Origin of the sequence: Streptomyces sp. TRM68367 (assembly GCF_014495685.1) — a bacterium.
Lineage (GTDB): Bacteria > Actinomycetota > Actinomycetes > Streptomycetales > Streptomycetaceae > Streptomyces.
Genome location: NZ_JACTVI010000008.1, coordinates 144,065 through 159,107 on the forward strand (window position 1 = coordinate 144,065; position 15,043 = coordinate 159,107).

12 protein-coding genes are annotated in these 15,043 nt (G+C 72.5%); 4 read left to right on the forward strand and 8 right to left on the reverse strand.

Annotated elements, in window-relative coordinates; translation table 11 throughout:
• Positions 1 to 187: 187 nt before the first annotated feature.
• The 6 genes from H8R17_RS08875 to ssd all read right to left on the reverse strand — a co-directional run bounded on the left by H8R17_RS08875 (position 188) and on the right by ssd (position 4,964).
• Entirely contained in the window at positions 188 to 547 is a 360-nt protein-coding gene (locus H8R17_RS08875) for a TadE family type IV pilus minor pilin (protein ID WP_187822589.1), read from the reverse strand.
• Positions 534 to 743 (reverse strand): DUF4244 domain-containing protein, encoded by a 210-nt coding sequence (locus tag H8R17_RS08880; RefSeq protein WP_187822590.1) that lies wholly within the window; start codon positions 741 to 743, stop codon positions 534 to 536. The genes H8R17_RS08875 and H8R17_RS08880 overlap by 14 nt, the downstream gene beginning before the upstream one ends.
• 147 nt (positions 744 to 890) lie before the next feature.
• On the reverse strand, positions 891 to 1,679 hold the full coding sequence (locus H8R17_RS08885; protein ID WP_187822591.1) for a type II secretion system F family protein: 789 nt from the start codon (positions 1,677 to 1,679) through the stop codon (positions 891 to 893).
• Positions 1,676 to 2,548 carry a type II secretion system F family protein gene (locus tag H8R17_RS08890; protein ID WP_187822592.1) on the reverse strand — a complete coding sequence of 291 codons (873 nt, stop codon included), beginning with the start codon at positions 2,546 to 2,548 and terminating at the stop codon, positions 1,676 to 1,678. The genes H8R17_RS08885 and H8R17_RS08890 overlap by 4 nt, the downstream gene beginning before the upstream one ends.
• Positions 2,545 to 3,738, reverse strand: coding sequence for a TadA family conjugal transfer-associated ATPase (locus H8R17_RS08895; RefSeq protein ID WP_187822637.1), 1,194 nt, complete (start codon positions 3,736 to 3,738; stop codon positions 2,545 to 2,547). The genes H8R17_RS08890 and H8R17_RS08895 overlap by 4 nt, the downstream gene beginning before the upstream one ends.
• A 113-nt stretch (positions 3,739 to 3,851) precedes the next feature.
• Positions 3,852 to 4,964 (reverse strand): septum site-determining protein Ssd, encoded by a 1,113-nt coding sequence (gene ssd, locus H8R17_RS08900; RefSeq protein ID WP_187822593.1) that lies wholly within the window; start codon positions 4,962 to 4,964, stop codon positions 3,852 to 3,854.
• Between the two features lie 574 nt (positions 4,965 to 5,538).
• Between ssd and H8R17_RS08905 the strand changes: the two genes are divergently transcribed.
• Positions 5,539 to 6,372 carry an HAD family phosphatase gene (locus H8R17_RS08905; RefSeq protein WP_187822594.1) on the forward strand — a complete coding sequence of 278 codons (834 nt, stop codon included), beginning with the start codon at positions 5,539 to 5,541 and terminating at the stop codon, positions 6,370 to 6,372.
• A 368-nt stretch (positions 6,373 to 6,740) separates the two neighbouring features.
• Here the strand turns inward: H8R17_RS08905 and H8R17_RS08910 are convergent, their stop codons facing one another.
• Positions 6,741 to 7,565, reverse strand: a complete 825-nt coding sequence (locus H8R17_RS08910; protein WP_187822595.1) for a Fic family protein — start codon at positions 7,563 to 7,565, stop codon at positions 6,741 to 6,743.
• A gap of 101 nt (positions 7,566 to 7,666) precedes the next feature.
• Here H8R17_RS08910 and H8R17_RS08915 point away from each other — a divergent pair, with 101 nt between their 5' ends.
• The gene (locus tag H8R17_RS08915) at positions 7,667 to 8,647 is read left to right on the forward strand and encodes an ATP-binding protein (protein WP_187822596.1); all 981 of its coding nucleotides are present in this window, start codon (positions 7,667 to 7,669) and stop codon (positions 8,645 to 8,647) included.
• Between the two features lie 67 nt (positions 8,648 to 8,714).
• On the opposite strand, the gene H8R17_RS08920 is transcribed toward H8R17_RS08915, so the two are convergent.
• On the reverse strand, positions 8,715 to 9,986 hold the full coding sequence (locus tag H8R17_RS08920; RefSeq protein WP_187822597.1) for a hypothetical protein: 1,272 nt from the start codon (positions 9,984 to 9,986) through the stop codon (positions 8,715 to 8,717).
• A gap of 270 nt (positions 9,987 to 10,256) precedes the next feature.
• On the opposite strand from H8R17_RS08920, the gene H8R17_RS08925 reads away from it, so the two are divergent.
• Together H8R17_RS08925 and acs are read left to right on the forward strand one after the other, a co-directional pair.
• Positions 10,257 to 12,716, forward strand: coding sequence for a SulP family inorganic anion transporter (locus tag H8R17_RS08925; protein ID WP_187822598.1), 2,460 nt, complete (start codon positions 10,257 to 10,259; stop codon positions 12,714 to 12,716).
• A gap of 333 nt (positions 12,717 to 13,049) precedes the next feature.
• On the forward strand, positions 13,050 to 15,005 hold the full coding sequence (acs, locus tag H8R17_RS08930; RefSeq protein WP_187822599.1) for an acetate--CoA ligase: 1,956 nt from the start codon (positions 13,050 to 13,052) through the stop codon (positions 15,003 to 15,005).
• The last annotated feature ends 38 nt before the right edge of the window (positions 15,006 to 15,043 follow it).

Sequence of the window (15,043 nt, forward strand, 5' to 3'; positions counted from 1 at the left end):
GCCAAGCCACGACCACTCCGGCACCCAGCGGCCCAACCACAACCGGGCCACCACACAGCCGCCAGGCCACGGCCACGTCGGCACCCGCCCGCACGGCCGCACTCACCTGCCGTCCCCCGGTCGGAGCGCCGCACCCCGGCCGCCCGGGGCCCCGTGGCGAGGGCCCCGTCCAGGGCACCGTCTCTCATCACTCCACCACCCCCTCCACCGAAGCCACGGCCTCCTCCCGCAGCTCGAAGGGCCGGCCAACCGGCATCGACGGCCGCACCACGACGGTCACGCGGACCTGGCCGGCATCCCGGCTGACCGTGACCCTCGCGCCGTGCGGCGCCGCCTCGCGGGCCAGCTCCGCGACCGCGCCGGCCGGTTCCTGGCGGGCCGCCGCGCGGGCGGCGGCCCGCGCGGCGTCCACGCACTTGATCTGCGCCCCCACCAGGAGCAGCCCGCACACCAGCGTCATCGCGAACGCCACCAGCACGGGCAGCACCACGGCCGACTCCGCCGTCACGAACCCCCGGTCCCCGCCCCGCGCCTCACATCCGCCCATCGAGTGCCTGCTTCACGACGTTCTGGAGCGCCGCACCCACGGGCCCGCCGGTCACCACCTTGTAGAGCACCGCCGCGAACCCCACCGCCGCGATGATCCCCATCGCGTACTCGGAGGTGACCATCCCCGCGTCCCTCCGCGCCGCAGCCACCCTGCACACCAGGGCACGCAGCCGCGCCCGTACCACCTGATACATCTCAACCCCCGTAAGAACGAGTCATGTCGGCAGATCGATCCCTGCCGTCCTGCTGCCTGTCGCCGACTCTCCGGCGCTGATCACCGGCCACCTGCCGGTCCCACTCGCCGCGTCATCCACCCGTCGCGGCCTCTCCCGCACCCCGCCTCATCCACCACCCCCTCCCAGCACGCCGTCCGCCAGCCCGATCACCACCGGCAGCACGCCGACCGCGATGAACGCGGGCAGGAAGCACAACCCCACCGGCGCGGTGACCAGGACGGCCGCCCGCCGCGCACGGGCCGTCGCGGCGCGCCCCCAGTCGGCGCGGGCATCGGCGGCGAGCCGGGCGACCGGCGCGGCCGCGGGCAGGCCGGACACATCGGCCCGTTCCAGGAGCCGGGCCAACGGCCGGGCGCCCGGCGTCGCGGCCAACCGCCGCCAGGCGTCCCCCGGTTCACCGCCGAGCCGTACCTCCGCCGCGCCGCGCGCCAGCGCGTCCCCGACGGGGCCGCCCAGGGCCTCACCCACTGCCTGGGCCGCGATCACCGGCCCGGCACCCGCCGCGATACAGGCAGCCAACAGGTCGGAGGCAAGCGGGAGTTGCCGGGCAGCCTCGCCGGTGGCACCGGTCTCCGCGCCCGTGCCGGCGGCTGCCTGCCGCGCTCGCCACCGCCACAGCCCGGCCGCCGCGACCGCACCGACCACGGCACCGGCGAGACCGCCGACCAGGACCCACCCGGCGCACGCCACGCCCACCAGGGGGAGCCATCGCCGCACGGCGATCCGCACCGCACGGCGCGGCCCGGTGGCCGTCGCTCCCAGGGCCAGCACCTCGGCCAGCCGCCGCCGTGTCCGGCGCTCGCTCCGGGCCTCCGCCACCGACCGGGCCAACCAGCCGACCGCCAGCGCAAGCCCCAGGGTCACCCCCAGCCTGTGGACAACCTCCCCACTCATGCCGCCGCCTCCGCTTCCCGCACGATCCGCAGCGCCCACCACAACCCCAGGCCCTCCAGCACGCCGCCGGCCAGCAGGCAGCCCAGTCCCGCCCAGGTGTGCAGCAGCACGCGCAGCGGGTCGGCGCCGAGGGCGGTGCCGAGCAGCAAGCCGAGGGCCGGCAACGCGGCGAGCAGCACGGCCGTGGAGCGGGCGCCGGCCAACTGGGCGCGCAGGTCGGCGCGTTGGTCCCGTTCCGCGCGCAGTGCCGCGTCCAGCCGGTCCAGGCCCGCGGCGAGTCCGGCGCCCTGGTCCACGGCCACCCGCCAGCAGGCCGCGAGACCGCGCAGCCCCTCGGCGCCAGGCTGCCGTGCAGCGCCCGTGAGCGCCCCCGGTACGTCCCCGCCGAACCGCGCCGCCGCCAGCACCGCCGACTGCGCGTCACCGAGCCCGCTGGAGTCGCGTGCGGCCCGCAGCAGTGCCTCGCCCGGCTGCCGCCCGGCGCGCACCTCCCCGGCGAGCGCCCCGCACAGCGCGATCACCGCCTCGCCCCGGTGTTCCCGCGCGCGCCGCGCAGCCCTGCCCAGCCGCACCCGCCGCAGCGCCGGCACGCCCGCCGCCCCCGCGACGACCGGCAGCACCGAGGCACCGAGCACCGACAGCACCAGTCCGGCCGCCAGCGACCACCACTCGGCCCGCAGCCGCCCGCGGATCCGCCGCCACCCGTCGGCGGCACGCTCCCACGCAGGTGGCCCGTTTCCGACCACTCCGCCGCCCGCGAGCAGCAACCGCGCCCGCCGTGCCCCGGAGTTGCCCCCGCCCAGCAGCCACACCGCGGCCCCCAGGCAGGCCGCCGCCGCCCCGAACGTCATCCCGGCCGTCCCGCTCATGACTCGGTCCCCTGTTCACGCATCACTCGCTCCCCCGCTTCCCGCGCCTCGTCCCTCAAGAGGGTCCGCAGCCGCGGCCACCCGCGCTCGTACGCGAACGCCTGCGTGCCCCACCGCAGCGCCGGCACCGTCCGCACCAGCCCGGACGGGTCCCGCTCCAGCACGTGCACCTCGGCGATCCGCCGCCGCCCGGTCCGGTCGCGCACGAGGTGCAGGACGACCGACAGCGCAGCCGCCAACTGGCTGTGCAGTGCGGCCCGGTCGAGCCCGGCGGCCGTCCCGAGCGCCTCCAGCCGGGCCGGTACGTCGGCGGCGGCGTTGGCGTGGACCGTGCCGCAGCCGCCCTCGTGACCCGTGTTCAGGGCGGCCAGCAGATGGACCACTTCGGGTCCGCGCACCTCGCCGACGACGAGCCGGTCCGGGCGCATCCGCAGCGCCTGCCGTACGAGGTCCTCGAGGGTGACCAGGCCCGCGCCCTCCTGGTTGGCGGGTCTGGTCTCCAGGCGCACGACGTGCGGATGGTCCGGCCGCAGTTCCGCCGAGTCCTCCGCGAGCACGATCCGTTCGTCCGGCCCGACCAGCCCGAGCAGCGCGCTCAGCAGCGTCGTCTTGCCGCTGCCGGTGCCGCCGCTGACCAGGAAGGACAGCCGTGCGTCGAGCAGTGCCCGCAGCACCCGGTCCCCGCCGGGCGGCACCGTGCCCGCCGCGACGAGTTCGCCGAGCGTGAACGCGCGCGGCCGTACGACGCGCAGCGACAGGCAGGTGCAGCCGACGGCGACCGGCGGCAGCACCGCGTGGAGCCGAGTGCCGTCGGGCAGCCGGGCGTCGGCCCAGGGCCGGGCGTCGTCGAGGCGGCGTCCGGCCACGGCGGCCAGGCGCTGCGCGAGGCGTCGTACGGCTGCCGCGTCCGCAAAGCACACAGACGTCAGTTCCAGTCCGCCGCCCCGGTCCACCCAGACCCGGTCCGGGGCCGACACCAGCACGTCCGTCACCGACGGATCGGCGAGCAGCGGTTCCAGCGGTCCGCTGCCGACCAGTTCCGACCGCAACTGCTCGGCGGCACCCAGCACTTCGGCATCGCCGAGCACTCGCCCCTGTTCCCGCAGGGCCTGCGCCACGCGCGCGGGTGTCGGTTCCGCCCCGCTCTCGGCGAGCCACCGCCGTACGCCGTCCAGCAGCCCGTCCGGCATGTGCGCCCGCTCCTCCGGCCCGCCGACGCGGGCGTGCGCCCTCCCGTCGGACCGCGTCGGCGCGGGCGCCGCGTCCGGCGCACCACGTGCGCCCTGAAGTCCCGCGAACGTGCTCACGCGGCACCCGCCTCCACCAGAGCCCGCTCCCAGAACTCCTTGCAGAACCGGGCGAGCGGCCCGCGCGCGGTCGCGCCCGGCGGAGCCTTGCCCTCCTGCGGGCGCAGCAGTCCCGTCTCCACCGGCACCTCGCCCGCCAGCGGCAGCTTGAGCAGCCGGGCCACTTCGCGGTCGTCGAGGCCAGGGGCGTAGGGCCCGCGGACCGCCACCCGGAGGTCGCGCAGGACCATGCCGACGGCGGACGCCACCCGCCCGGCCGCCGCGACGGCGCGCAGTTCGGCGGGCACCACCAGCACCCCCAGGTCCAGTTGGGCGAGGATCTCGGCGACTCCGTCGTCGATCCGGCGCGGCAGGTCGACGACGACCGTGCCGCCCCGGCGCCGGGCCGCGGCGAGCACCGCCCGCACGGCCTGCGACGGTACGGCGACGCAGTCGCCGCGGTCCCAGCTGAGCACCCGTAGCGAGTGCAGCTCGGGCAGCGACTCCTCCAGGGCGCCGCCGCCGACCCGCCCACGCGAGGCGGCGAACGCCGGCCAGCGCAGCCCCTCGGCGGTCTCGCCGCCGAGGAGGACATCGAGTCCGCCGCCGAGCGGATCGGCGTCCACGAGGAGCGTACGCAGCCCCTCGTGCGCGGAGGTGACGGCGAGCGCGCAGGCGAGCGTGGACGCCCCGGCCCCGCCGCGCCCGCCGACCACGCCCACGGTGAGGGCGGGCCGGCCGACGCCCTCGGCGACGTCGGCGATGCGGTCGACGAGCCACTGCTCGCCGTCGGGCAGCATCAGCACGTGATCGGCGCCGATCTCGACGGCCCGCCGCCACACCCCGGAGTCGTCCTGGTCGCGGCCGACCAGCACCACTCCCCTTCTGCGCGCGGCCCCGCGCACGCGCCGCGCGGCGTCTTCGCCGACCAGGACGAGCGGTGCGGCCTCCCAGCTGTCCCTGTGCTCCGGCACCCCGTGGTGGACCTCGGGTGTGGCGCCGGCCGCCGCGCACAGGCGCAGCAGGTCGTCGAGGAGCTCGGCGTCCTCGGTGACGATCAGTGGTCCACCCTGCCGCCCTCCGGCGGCGGGCGGCGGATCGTGTGTGAGTGCTCCGGTCACGGTCTCCATCCCCCTTCGCTGCATCTCTCGCTCGGGCCCTGTGGGGCCCCGCGATTCCCAAACGTGTGAAGAACCGGCAACCGGCCTTCATATGAGCGGCCGACAGAAACCGGCCATGCGCGCCCGACAAACGGAACCGGCGAGGAACTCGCCACGAGCGGAGCGCGTTGGAATCACGGTGCAGCGATCCCGGAAATCGTGTGGATCTTGGTCGATAACTGTGGACAACTCGGTGGTTGTGAATATCGCCGTCACCCATACCGGCGACCGCCGCAGCCCCCTGTGCGACTTCCGCAGAGCAGTCCGACGACTACGGGCCGTGATGGATCATGCACATGTCAAGCCAACTGCCGAGAGAGGGACCGGCAGGGCACCTCGGTCGCGCACTGAAGGGGAAAACCCATCTGGACATGCGACGACCCCCGCCGGGGGGGAGAGCGGGGGTCGTCTCCACGGCCGACTCGGGGGGGGAGGAGTCGGACCGGGTTAGCACGGTCGCGAACGATCCGTGACTTCCATGGTGTACCCGAGAGCCCTCTCAGGCAAACCCACGCGCCCACCTTACGCCGAATGGGCTGCCCCTATGCTCAAGGGCGTGGAAAACCACTCGTTGCCCCGCACAGCGGCCTTCTTTGATCTGGACAAGACGGTCATTGCGAAGTCGAGCACGCTCACCTTCAGCAAGTCCTTCTACCAAGGCGGTCTGATCAACCGCAGGGCCGTCTTGCGTACCGCATATGCCCAGTTCGTCTTCCTCACGGGCGGCGCCGACCACGACCAGATGGAGCGCATGCGCGAGTACCTGTCCGCGCTGTGCCGCGGCTGGAACGTGCGGCAGGTCAAGGAGATCGTCGCCGAGACGCTGCACGACCTGATCGACCCGATCATCTACGACGAGGCCGCCTCCCTCATCGAGGAGCACCACACCGCCGGCCGCGACGTGGTGATCGTGTCCACGTCGGGTGTCGAGGTGGTCGAGCCGATCGGCGAGCTGCTCGGCGCGGACCGGGTGGTCGCGACCCGGATGGTCGTGGGCGACGACGGCTGCTTCACCGGGGAGGTGGAGTACTACGCCTACGGCCCGACGAAGGCCGAGGCGATCAGGGAGCTGGCCGAGTCCGAGGGGTACGACCTCTCCCGTTGCTACGCCTACAGCGACTCGGCGACCGACCTGCCGATGCTGGAGTCAGTCGGGTTTCCGCACGCCGTGAACCCGGACCGGGCGCTGCGCCGCGAGGCACTCGCGCGCGGGTGGCCGATTCTGGATTTCCACCGTCCGGTCCGGCTCAAGCAGCGGATCCCCGCGTTCTCCGTACCGCCCCGTCCGGCACTCGTCGCGGCCGCCGCGATAGGCGCCGCGGCAGCCACCGCGGGCCTCGTCTGGTACGCGAACCGGCGCCGGGCGACGGCCGTCTGACCTGGGCGCCCGTCTAATTCCACTTTGCACCTAAAAGTAAAGAAGTGCAGCCGACCCTTCCGGTTACTCCGGCGCCGGAGTACAAAGGACTCAACGGCCCGCGAGACCAAGGACATCCGAGAGGATCACCTATAAACCGCAAGTTGGCCCCACGGACCGCGCATGGACACCGGGCACCCACGCGACGTCGACCCGTCGAATACGGGCCAGCCACACCAGGTGACGGGCAAAGTTTCCCGACCTGATGGGCACATACTGAGGACGCTTGGTAACGCGGTGAACATGCCAGCGGCGGTACGAGTTCTCGTACCGCCGCATTTTTGTGAGGCCGCGTTGCGCCGTGGCCCCTGTTACGCCGTGACGCCGTATTACGCCGCCCCGCGCTGGAGCGCCTCGCATACCGCCGTCGACTCGCGGGCGCCCAGCTCGACTGCCCGGCCGCAGTGGGCGATCCACGCGGCCACGCCCTCCGCGGTGCCCGAGACATAGCCGTCCAGCGCCGCCAGATAGGCCTCGCGGCCCAGCTCGGCGTGGCCCACCTCGGCCGGACAGACGGACTTCGGATCCAGGCCGCTGCCGACCAGCACGATCCGCTCGGCCGCGCGTGCGACGAGGCCGTTGTGGGAGGCGAACGGGCGCAGGGCCAGGAGTTCGCCGTGCACCACGGCGGCCATCACCGGCGCCGGGGCCGAACTGCCCGCGATGATCAGTTCGGACAGCCCCTCCAGGCGCCCGGACACTTCGGCCGCGCTCGGCAGCGGCAGCCCGATCAGCGGCTCGTCGACCGGCTCGCCCTCCTGCCGGGGCCGCCCGACCTGGTCGGCCTGGTCCGCCGCCGCCACCAGGTGCAGCCGGGCCAGCACTCTGAGGGGTGACTGCCGCCAGATGGACAGCAGTTGGCCCGCCTCGGCGGTCAGCCGCAGGGCCCCGCCCATGACCCGCGCCTCGTCGTCGACCCGGAAGTCGGAGCGCCGGCGCACCTCTTCCAGGGCCCAGTCGGCACCCGAGAGCGCCGCCGAGCCGCGGGCGCCGCGCAGCGCCGCCTCGGACGTGATCTCGTTGCTGCGGCGCCGCATGACCCGGTGTCCGTAGACCCGGTCCACGGCCTTGCGCACGGACTCCACGGACTCGGCCACGCCGGGCAGTGCGCCCAGGGCCGCAAACGGATCGGCTGTCGCGCCTGTCGTACTCATGAGGACGACCCTACGCACCCGCGGCCGACGCCCCTCGAAGGAGTGGTCTTCCTCATACCCCTTCGCCACATACAGCTATAAGTTCACTACTCTTCGTGAACATGAAAATTGCTTTCGTGGGGAAGGGCGGCAGCGGCAAGACCACCCTGTCCTCCCTGTTCATCCGCCATCTCGCGGCCGCCGGCGCGCCCGTCGTCGCGGTCGACGCCGACATCAACCAGCATCTGGGGGCTGCGCTGGGCCTCGACGAGGCGGAGGCGTCAGCGCTGCCCGCGATGGGCGAGCACCTGCCGCTGATCAAGAACTATCTGCGCGGCTCCAACCCGCGCATCTCCTCGGCCGAGACGATGATCAAGACGACACCGCCCGGCGAGGGTTCGCGGCTGCTGCGGGTGCGCGAGGACAACCCGGTCTACGACGCGTGCGCCCGGCCGGTGGAACTCGACGGCAGTGCCGTCCGTTTGATGGTCACCGGCCCCTTCACGGACGCCGACCTGGGGGTCGCCTGCTACCACTCCAAGACGGGAGCGGTTGAGCTGTGCCTGAACCACCTGGTCGACGGCCGTGACGAGTACGTCGTGGTCGACATGACCGCGGGCTCGGACTCCTTCGCCTCCGGCATGTTCACCCGATTCGACATCACGTTTCTCGTGGCCGAGCCGACCCGGAGGGGGGTCTCCGTCTATCGCCAGTACAAGGAGTACGCCGCCGGCTACGGTGTCGCCCTGAAGGTCATCGGCAACAAGGTGCACGGTCAGGACGATCTCGACTTCCTCCGCGCCGAGGTCGGGGACGACCTGCTCGTGACGGTCGGGCACTCGGACTGGGTGCGCGCCATGGAGAAGGGCCGGCCGCCCCGGTTCGGCTTCCTGGAGAAGCCGAACCTCCGCGCGCTGCGCGTGCTGCGGACGACCGCCGACGCGGCGTACGAGCACCGCGACTGGGAGCGCTACACGCGCCAGATGGTGCACTTCCACCTGAAGAACGCCCGGTCGTGGGGCAACGAGCGCACCGGGGCCGACCTGGCGGCGCAGGTCGACCCCGGCTTCGTGCTCGGCGAAGGCGTCGTCGCGCCGGCCTGACGGCTACGACGGCGGCGTTGTCGTATTGCCGCTGTCGGACACCTGCCCGGCGGCGGCGCCTCGTCGGCTACCGGCGGGCCGCCGGCGCCCCGGGCACTCCCTTCGGGGCCGGGGCGGGGCTTGCGGCCAGGAAGGACGCCCAGCCCTTCTCGGGGGCCTCGCCCACCTTCAGGGTGCGCAGCTTGCGAAGGGTCTTCGGGTCCTGGGCGTCCAGCCAGTCCGCGAGCTGCCGGAAGGAGACGCAGCGCACCTCGTCCTTGGTGCACACGTGCTCGATGACCTCCTCGACGGCCCGCATGTACGTGCCACCGTTCCAGGACTCGAAGTGGTTGCCGATGATCAGGGGTGCGCGGTTGCCGTCGTAGGCCCGGTAGAAGCCCTTGAGCAGGCTGTCGCGCATCTGGTCGCCCCAGAACCCGTGCTTGGCGGGGTCGCCCTGGGTGGCTGTGCCCGACTGGTTGACCATGAAGTTGTAGTCCATGGTGAGCTGCTCGTAGGAGTGGCCGGAGAACGGCACGAGCTGCATCGACAGGTCCCACAGGCCATACTTCTTCCTCGGCCAGACCTGGTTGTTGACGCCGCTGGTGTCGTAGCGGAAGCCCAGTTCACGGGCGGCCTTCATGAAGTTCTTCTGGCCCTCCAGGCAGGGGGTGCGGGCGCCGATCAGCTCCTTGTCGTAGTCGAAGGGCAGCGGGGCCGAGTTCCTCATGCCGGTGTTGGTCTTCCAGGTCTTCACGAAGTGCTTGGCCTGGGCGATCTCGTCCTTCCAGTCCTCGACCGACCACTCGCCGACCCCGCCGCCTTTGCCGCAGAAGTGGCCGTTGAAGTGGGTGCCGATCTCGTTGCCCTCCAGCCACGCCAGCCGCAGCTGTTTCACGGTGTCGGCGATGCCCTGCTCGTCGTTGAAGCCGATGTCGGAGCGGCCCGGTGTGTGCTGCGGCGGCCGGTACAGGTCGCGTCGCTCCTCCGGGAGCATGTACACGCCGCTCAGGAAGTACGTCATCGTCGCGTCGTTGGCCTTGGCGACCTTGCGGAAGTGGGAGAACAGCTTCTGGCCGTCCTCGCCCGCGCCGTCCCAGGAGAACACCACGAACTGCGGGGGCTTGTGGCCGGGCTTGAGGCGTTCGGGTCTGGGCAGGTGCGGCTGCGCTCCGGTGTATGCCGTCGAGCCGTCGCCGATCAGCCGCACCACCCTCTTCGGCGCCGGAGCCGGCTGCGCCTGCTGCGGGCCGGGGGCTCCTTTCCGGGAGTCGTCGGTGCCGGTCGCACAGCCTGCGAGCGATGCGGCGCCGAGCGCGGCGATCACGGTGCCCGCGGCGATCCTGTGGGTGGCGGCCATGTTCCGCCCACCTTCTTCCTTCTCTCGGGGGCCGACAGCGCCGCCAAGCTCGCACGGAAAGAAGAAGGAATTAATATGACCAGCCGATCAAATGCCTCATTTCATTCAGGAGAGTGACTTATTAGTCCATTTGCTCGGAAAATCTATGCCCACCCTTTACTCTGTATTACGATCCGTTTACCGAGCGTTGATGCATCCCGCCGCTGTACGCCGTGACCCACGGCCGCGACCAAGACCCGCGACCGCGCCGCCCGGGAGGAGACGGGAAACATGTCAGCCTGCGTCCCCGCCCGCGCCACCGACCCGATTCGGCCCGAGCGCACCCATCCGCCCCACAGCCCGCCACCCGGCCGCCGCTTCCGCATCGCGGGCGCCGACGTGTCCTCCTCGATCGCGGTCTTCCTGATCGCCCTCCCCCTGTCCCTCGGCATCGCCCTGGCCACCGGTGCCCCGCTCCAGGCCGGCCTGGTCGCCGCCGCCGTGGGCGGGATCGTCGCCGGACGGCTCGGCGGCAGCCCGCTCCAGGTCAGCGGCCCCGCCGCCGGACTGACCGTCGTCACCGCCGACCTCATCCAGCGCTACGGATGGCGTACGACCTGCGCCATCACCGTCCTCGCCGGACTCGCCCAACTCGGCCTCGGCTGCCTGCGCGTGGCCCGCTCCGCGCTCGCCGTCAGCCCCGCCATCGTGCACGGCATGCTTGCCGGCATCGGCATCACCATCGCCGTCGCCCAGCTGCACATCGTCCTCGGCGGCACCCCGCAGAGCGCCGTCCTCGACAACCTCCGTGCGCTGCCCGCCCAGTTGGCCGATCTCCACCCGGTCTCCGTGTCGGTGAGCGCGCTGACCCTGGCGCTGCTGCTGCTCTGGCCCCGCCTCCCCGGCCGGGTCGGGCGCCTCCTGCGCAGCGTCCCGGCCGCGCTGATCGCCGTCGCCGGGGCCACCGCTGCGGCCGCCCTCGCCGGTCTGCGGCTGCCCAAGGTCGACCTGCCGTCGTGGGGCAGCCACGCCCTGGCCGGACTGCCCGAGGGCCCGGTGCCCGGCATCGTCGCCGCCGTGCTCACCACCACGCTGGTGTGCAGCGTGCAGTCGCTGCTCGGCGCGGTCGCCGTGGACAAGCTGGTGGCCGCCCGGCCCGGTCTGCCCGCCCGCGTCGGCCGCTCCGACCTGGACCGCGAACTGCTCGGGCAGGGCACCGCCAACATCGCCTCCGGAGCGCTCGGCGGGCTGCCGGTTGCGGGCGTGGCCGTGCGGAGTTCGGCGAATGTGCGCGCGGGTGCCGTGAGCCGGAACTCCACGATGCTGCACGGCGTTCTGGTAGTAGTCGCCGCGCTGCTGATGGTCCCGCTCCTGGAGCTCATCCCGCTCGCCTCGCTCGCCGCCCTGGTGATGGCCGTCGGCATCCAGATGGTGTCCCTGCACCACATCCGCACGGTGACCCGCCACCGCGAGGTGCTGGTGTACGCCGTCACCACCCTCGGCGTCGTGGTCGTCGGCGTCCTGGAGGGCGTGGCGCTGGGGATCGCCACGGCGGTCGCCCTCGCCCTGCACCGCCTCGCCCGCACCCGGATCACGCACGACGAGAAGGAAGGAGTCCATCATGTCCATGCACGAGGCCAGTTGACGTTCCTCGCGGTGCCGCGGCTCAGCCGGGCCCTGCATCTCGTTCCCCAAGGGTCCGACGCCATCGTCGAGTTGGACGGGTCGTTCATGGACCACGCGGCGTACGAGACGCTGCAGGACTGGCAGAACACGCACACCGCACGGGGCGGAACGGTCGAGATCACCGGCCGCCGCGCCGGCGTACGCCTCGCCGAGCCCACCGGGCCCGCCCACCGCCGCAGCGCAGACGGCACGGACGGGTCTGCCGACCCGGCCGAGTGCCGGTGCAGCCCCTGGACGGCCTGGCGCAACCACCAGTGCGAACGCCCGCTGTCCGCACCGACCGACGACGAACGCGCGCACGGGACCGACGGGGCCGGGACGGACAGCACCGAGCCGTCCGGCACGTCCGCCGACACAGACGCCGACGCCCGCACCGGCACCGACACCCCCGCCGACGGAGGTGAACTGACCCGCGGCATCAGCGCGTTCCAGCGCAACACCGCCCCCCTGGTCCGCAGCGAGCTGGCCCGACTCGCCCGGGAGGGACAGCAGCCCGTCCAGCTGTTCCTGACCTGCGCCGACTCGCGGCTGGTCACGTCGATGATCACCTCCAGTGGTCCCGGCGACCTCTTCGTGGTGCGCAACATGGGCAACCTCGTGCCGCTGCCCGGCGAGGAGAGCGGCGACGACTCGGTGGCGGCGGCCATCGAGTACGCGGTGGACGTGCTCGCGGTGCGGTCCATCACGGTGTGCGGGCACTCCGGGTGCGGTGCCATGCAGGCACTGCTCAACTCCGAGCCCGGCGGCGCCCCGACGCCGCTCAGGCGGTGGCTGCGGCACGGGCGGCCGAGCCTGGAGCGCATCACGGGCGACGGCCGCCCGGGGGCCCGACTGGCCGGGCGGTCACCCGCCGACGCGGTCGAGCAGCTGTGCCTGACCAACGTGGTCCAGCAGCTGGAGCACCTGCGCGCCCACGAGTCGGTGGCCCGGGCTTTGAAGGACGGCGCCCTGGAGCTGCACGGGATGTACTTCCACGTGGGCGAGGCCCAGGCGTACCTGCTCACCGAGACGGACGGGAGCGGACCGGTGTTCGACCGGGTGCACGCGGCGGACCTGACGGCGTGAGCCCGGCGGCGCCCGTCGTCGCCGCGTGCACGCGCGCCCTCGCCACGTGCCCGCCCTCGCCGCGTGCCGCCCTCGCCGCATGCAAGACCGCATCCGCCGCCAACGGCGCACAGCCCCCGGCCGTGCGTCGGCCCGGATGTGAAAGGCATTACAGGGGCTGAACTACAGCTGGTCGGCGTCCGTGGGTACGGATGACCCGGGCCGCCCGGAGCGGCTCGGGAACAAACCGTACACAGGTCTAAACCAATACGCCGTCGGCCCTTGTCATCGGGCCCTCGGGTCTGATGAGCTGTGGCCTGGGACACAACGGACACCCTGGGAAAGGGAGATGTCGTGAGCAACGAAAGCCTGGCCAACCTGCTGCGTGAAGAGCGCAGGTTCGCACCCCCCGCAGACCTGGCCGCGAACGCCAACGTCACCGCGGAGGCGTATGAACAGGCCAAGGCTGACAGGCTCGGCTTCTGGGCCGAGCAGGCCCGCCGGCTGACCTGGGCCAAGGAGCCGGCCGAGACCCTGGACTGGTCGAATCCGCCGTTCGCCAAGTGGTTCAAGGACGGCACCCTCAATGTGGCGTACAACTGCGTCGACCGGCATGTGGAGGCCGGGCACGGCGACCGGGTGGCGATCCACTTCGAGGGCGAACCCGGCGACGGCCGCACCATTACCTACGCCCAGCTCAAGGACGAGGTCTCCAAGGCCGCCAACGCCCTGCTGGAGCTGGGCGTGCAGAAGGGCGACCGGGTCGCGATCTACATGCCGATGATCCCGGAGGCGGCGGTCGCGATGCTGGCCTGCGCCCGCATCGGCGCCCCGCACTCCGTGGTCTTCGGCGGCTTCTCGGCCGACGCGCTCGCCACCCGCATCCAGGACGCGGACGCCAAGGTCGTCATCACCGCCGACGGCGGCTACCGGCGCGGCAAGCCGCTGCCGCTCAAGCCGGCCGTCGACGAGGCGATCGAGCGCGTCGACAACGTCGAGCACGTGCTCGTCGTACGCCGTACGGGCCAGGAGGTCGCCTGGAGCGAGGGCCGGGACGTGTGGTGGCACGACCTCGTCGAGCGGCAGTCCGCCGAGCACACCCCGGAGGCGTTCGAGGCCGAGCACCCGTTGTTCATCCTGTACACGTCCGGGACGACAGGGAAGCCGAAGGGCATCCTGCACACCTCCGGCGGCTACCTCACCCAGGTCGCCTACACCCACCACGCCGTCTTCGACCTCAAGCCGGAGACCGACGTGTTCTGGTGCACGGCCGACGTCGGCTGGGTGACCGGGCACTCCTACCTCGTCTACGGGCCGCTGGCCAACGGCGCGACGGAGGTCATGTACGAGGGCACGCCGGACACCCCGCACCAGGGCCGCTTCTGGGAGGTCATCCAGAAGTACGGCGTCACGATCCTCTACGCGGCCCCCACGGCGATCCGGACGTTCATGAAGTGGGGCGACGACATCCCCGCGAAGTTCGACCTGTCCAGCCTGCGTGTCCTGGGCTCGGTGGGTGAGCCGATCAACCCCGAGGCGTGGATCTGGTACCGCAAGAACATCGGCGGCGACAGGACGCCGATCGTGGACACCTGGTGGCAGACCGAGACCGGCGCGATGATGATCTCCCCGCTGCCGGGCGTGACAGAGACCAAGCCGGGCTCCGCGCAGACGCCGCTGCCCGGCATCTCCGCGACCGTCGTCGACGACGAGGCGGGCGAGGTGCCCGACGGCGGCGGTGGCTACCTGGTCCTGACCGAGCCGTGGCCGTCGATGCTGCGCACCATCTGGGGCGACGACCAGCGGTTCATCGACACGTACTGGTCGCGTTTCGAGGGCAAGTACTTCGCCGGTGACGGCGCCAAGAAGGACGACGACGGCGACATCTGGCTGCTGGGCCGGGTGGACGACGTGATGCTCGTGTCCGGGCACAACATCTCCACCACCGAGGTCGAGTCCGCGCTCGTGTCCCACCCCTCCGTCGCCGAGGCGGCCGTGGTCGGCGCGGCGGACGAGACGACCGGGCAGGCGATCGTCGCGTTCGTGATCCTGCGCGGTACGGCCGCCGAGACCGAGACCCTGGTCGGCGAGCTGCGCAACCACGTCGGCGCCACCCTCGGCCCGATCGCCAAGCCCCAGCGGATCCTGCCGGTGGCCGAGCTGCCGAAGACCCGCTCCGGCAAGATCATGCGCCGCCTGCTGCGGGACGTCGCGGAGAACCGCCAGCTCGGCGACGTGACCACCCTCACCGACTCCACGGTGATGGACCTCATCCAGGCCAAGCTCCCGGCCGCGCCCAGCGAGGACTGAAGCGGCAGCGACAGGGGCACCCGGCACTCGCTGCGCCG

Coding starts and splice junctions, on each gene's coding strand:
- H8R17_RS08890 (WP_187822592.1), bottom strand. CDS start 2,548: ATGAGCGGGACGGCCGGGATGACGTTCGGGGCGGCGGCGGCCTGCCTG.
- H8R17_RS08915 (WP_187822596.1), top strand. CDS start 7,667: ATGAAAATTGCTTTCGTGGGGAAGGGCGGCAGCGGCAAGACCACCCTG.
- H8R17_RS08875 (WP_187822589.1), bottom strand. CDS start 547: ATGGGCGGATGTGAGGCGCGGGGCGGGGACCGGGGGTTCGTGACGGCG.
- H8R17_RS08885 (WP_187822591.1), bottom strand. CDS start 1,679: ATGAGTGGGGAGGTTGTCCACAGGCTGGGGGTGACCCTGGGGCTTGCG.
- H8R17_RS08895 (WP_187822637.1), bottom strand. CDS start 3,738: ATGCCGGACGGGCTGCTGGACGGCGTACGGCGGTGGCTCGCCGAGAGC.
- H8R17_RS08910 (WP_187822595.1), bottom strand. CDS start 7,565: ATGAGTACGACAGGCGCGACAGCCGATCCGTTTGCGGCCCTGGGCGCA.
- ssd (WP_187822593.1), bottom strand. CDS start 4,964: ATGGAGACCGTGACCGGAGCACTCACACACGATCCGCCGCCCGCCGCC.
- H8R17_RS08920 (WP_187822597.1), bottom strand. CDS start 9,986: ATGGCCGCCACCCACAGGATCGCCGCGGGCACCGTGATCGCCGCGCTC.
- H8R17_RS08905 (WP_187822594.1), top strand. CDS start 5,539: ATGCTCAAGGGCGTGGAAAACCACTCGTTGCCCCGCACAGCGGCCTTC.
- H8R17_RS08925 (WP_187822598.1), top strand. CDS start 10,257: ATGTCAGCCTGCGTCCCCGCCCGCGCCACCGACCCGATTCGGCCCGAG.
- H8R17_RS08880 (WP_187822590.1), bottom strand. CDS start 743: ATGTATCAGGTGGTACGGGCGCGGCTGCGTGCCCTGGTGTGCAGGGTG.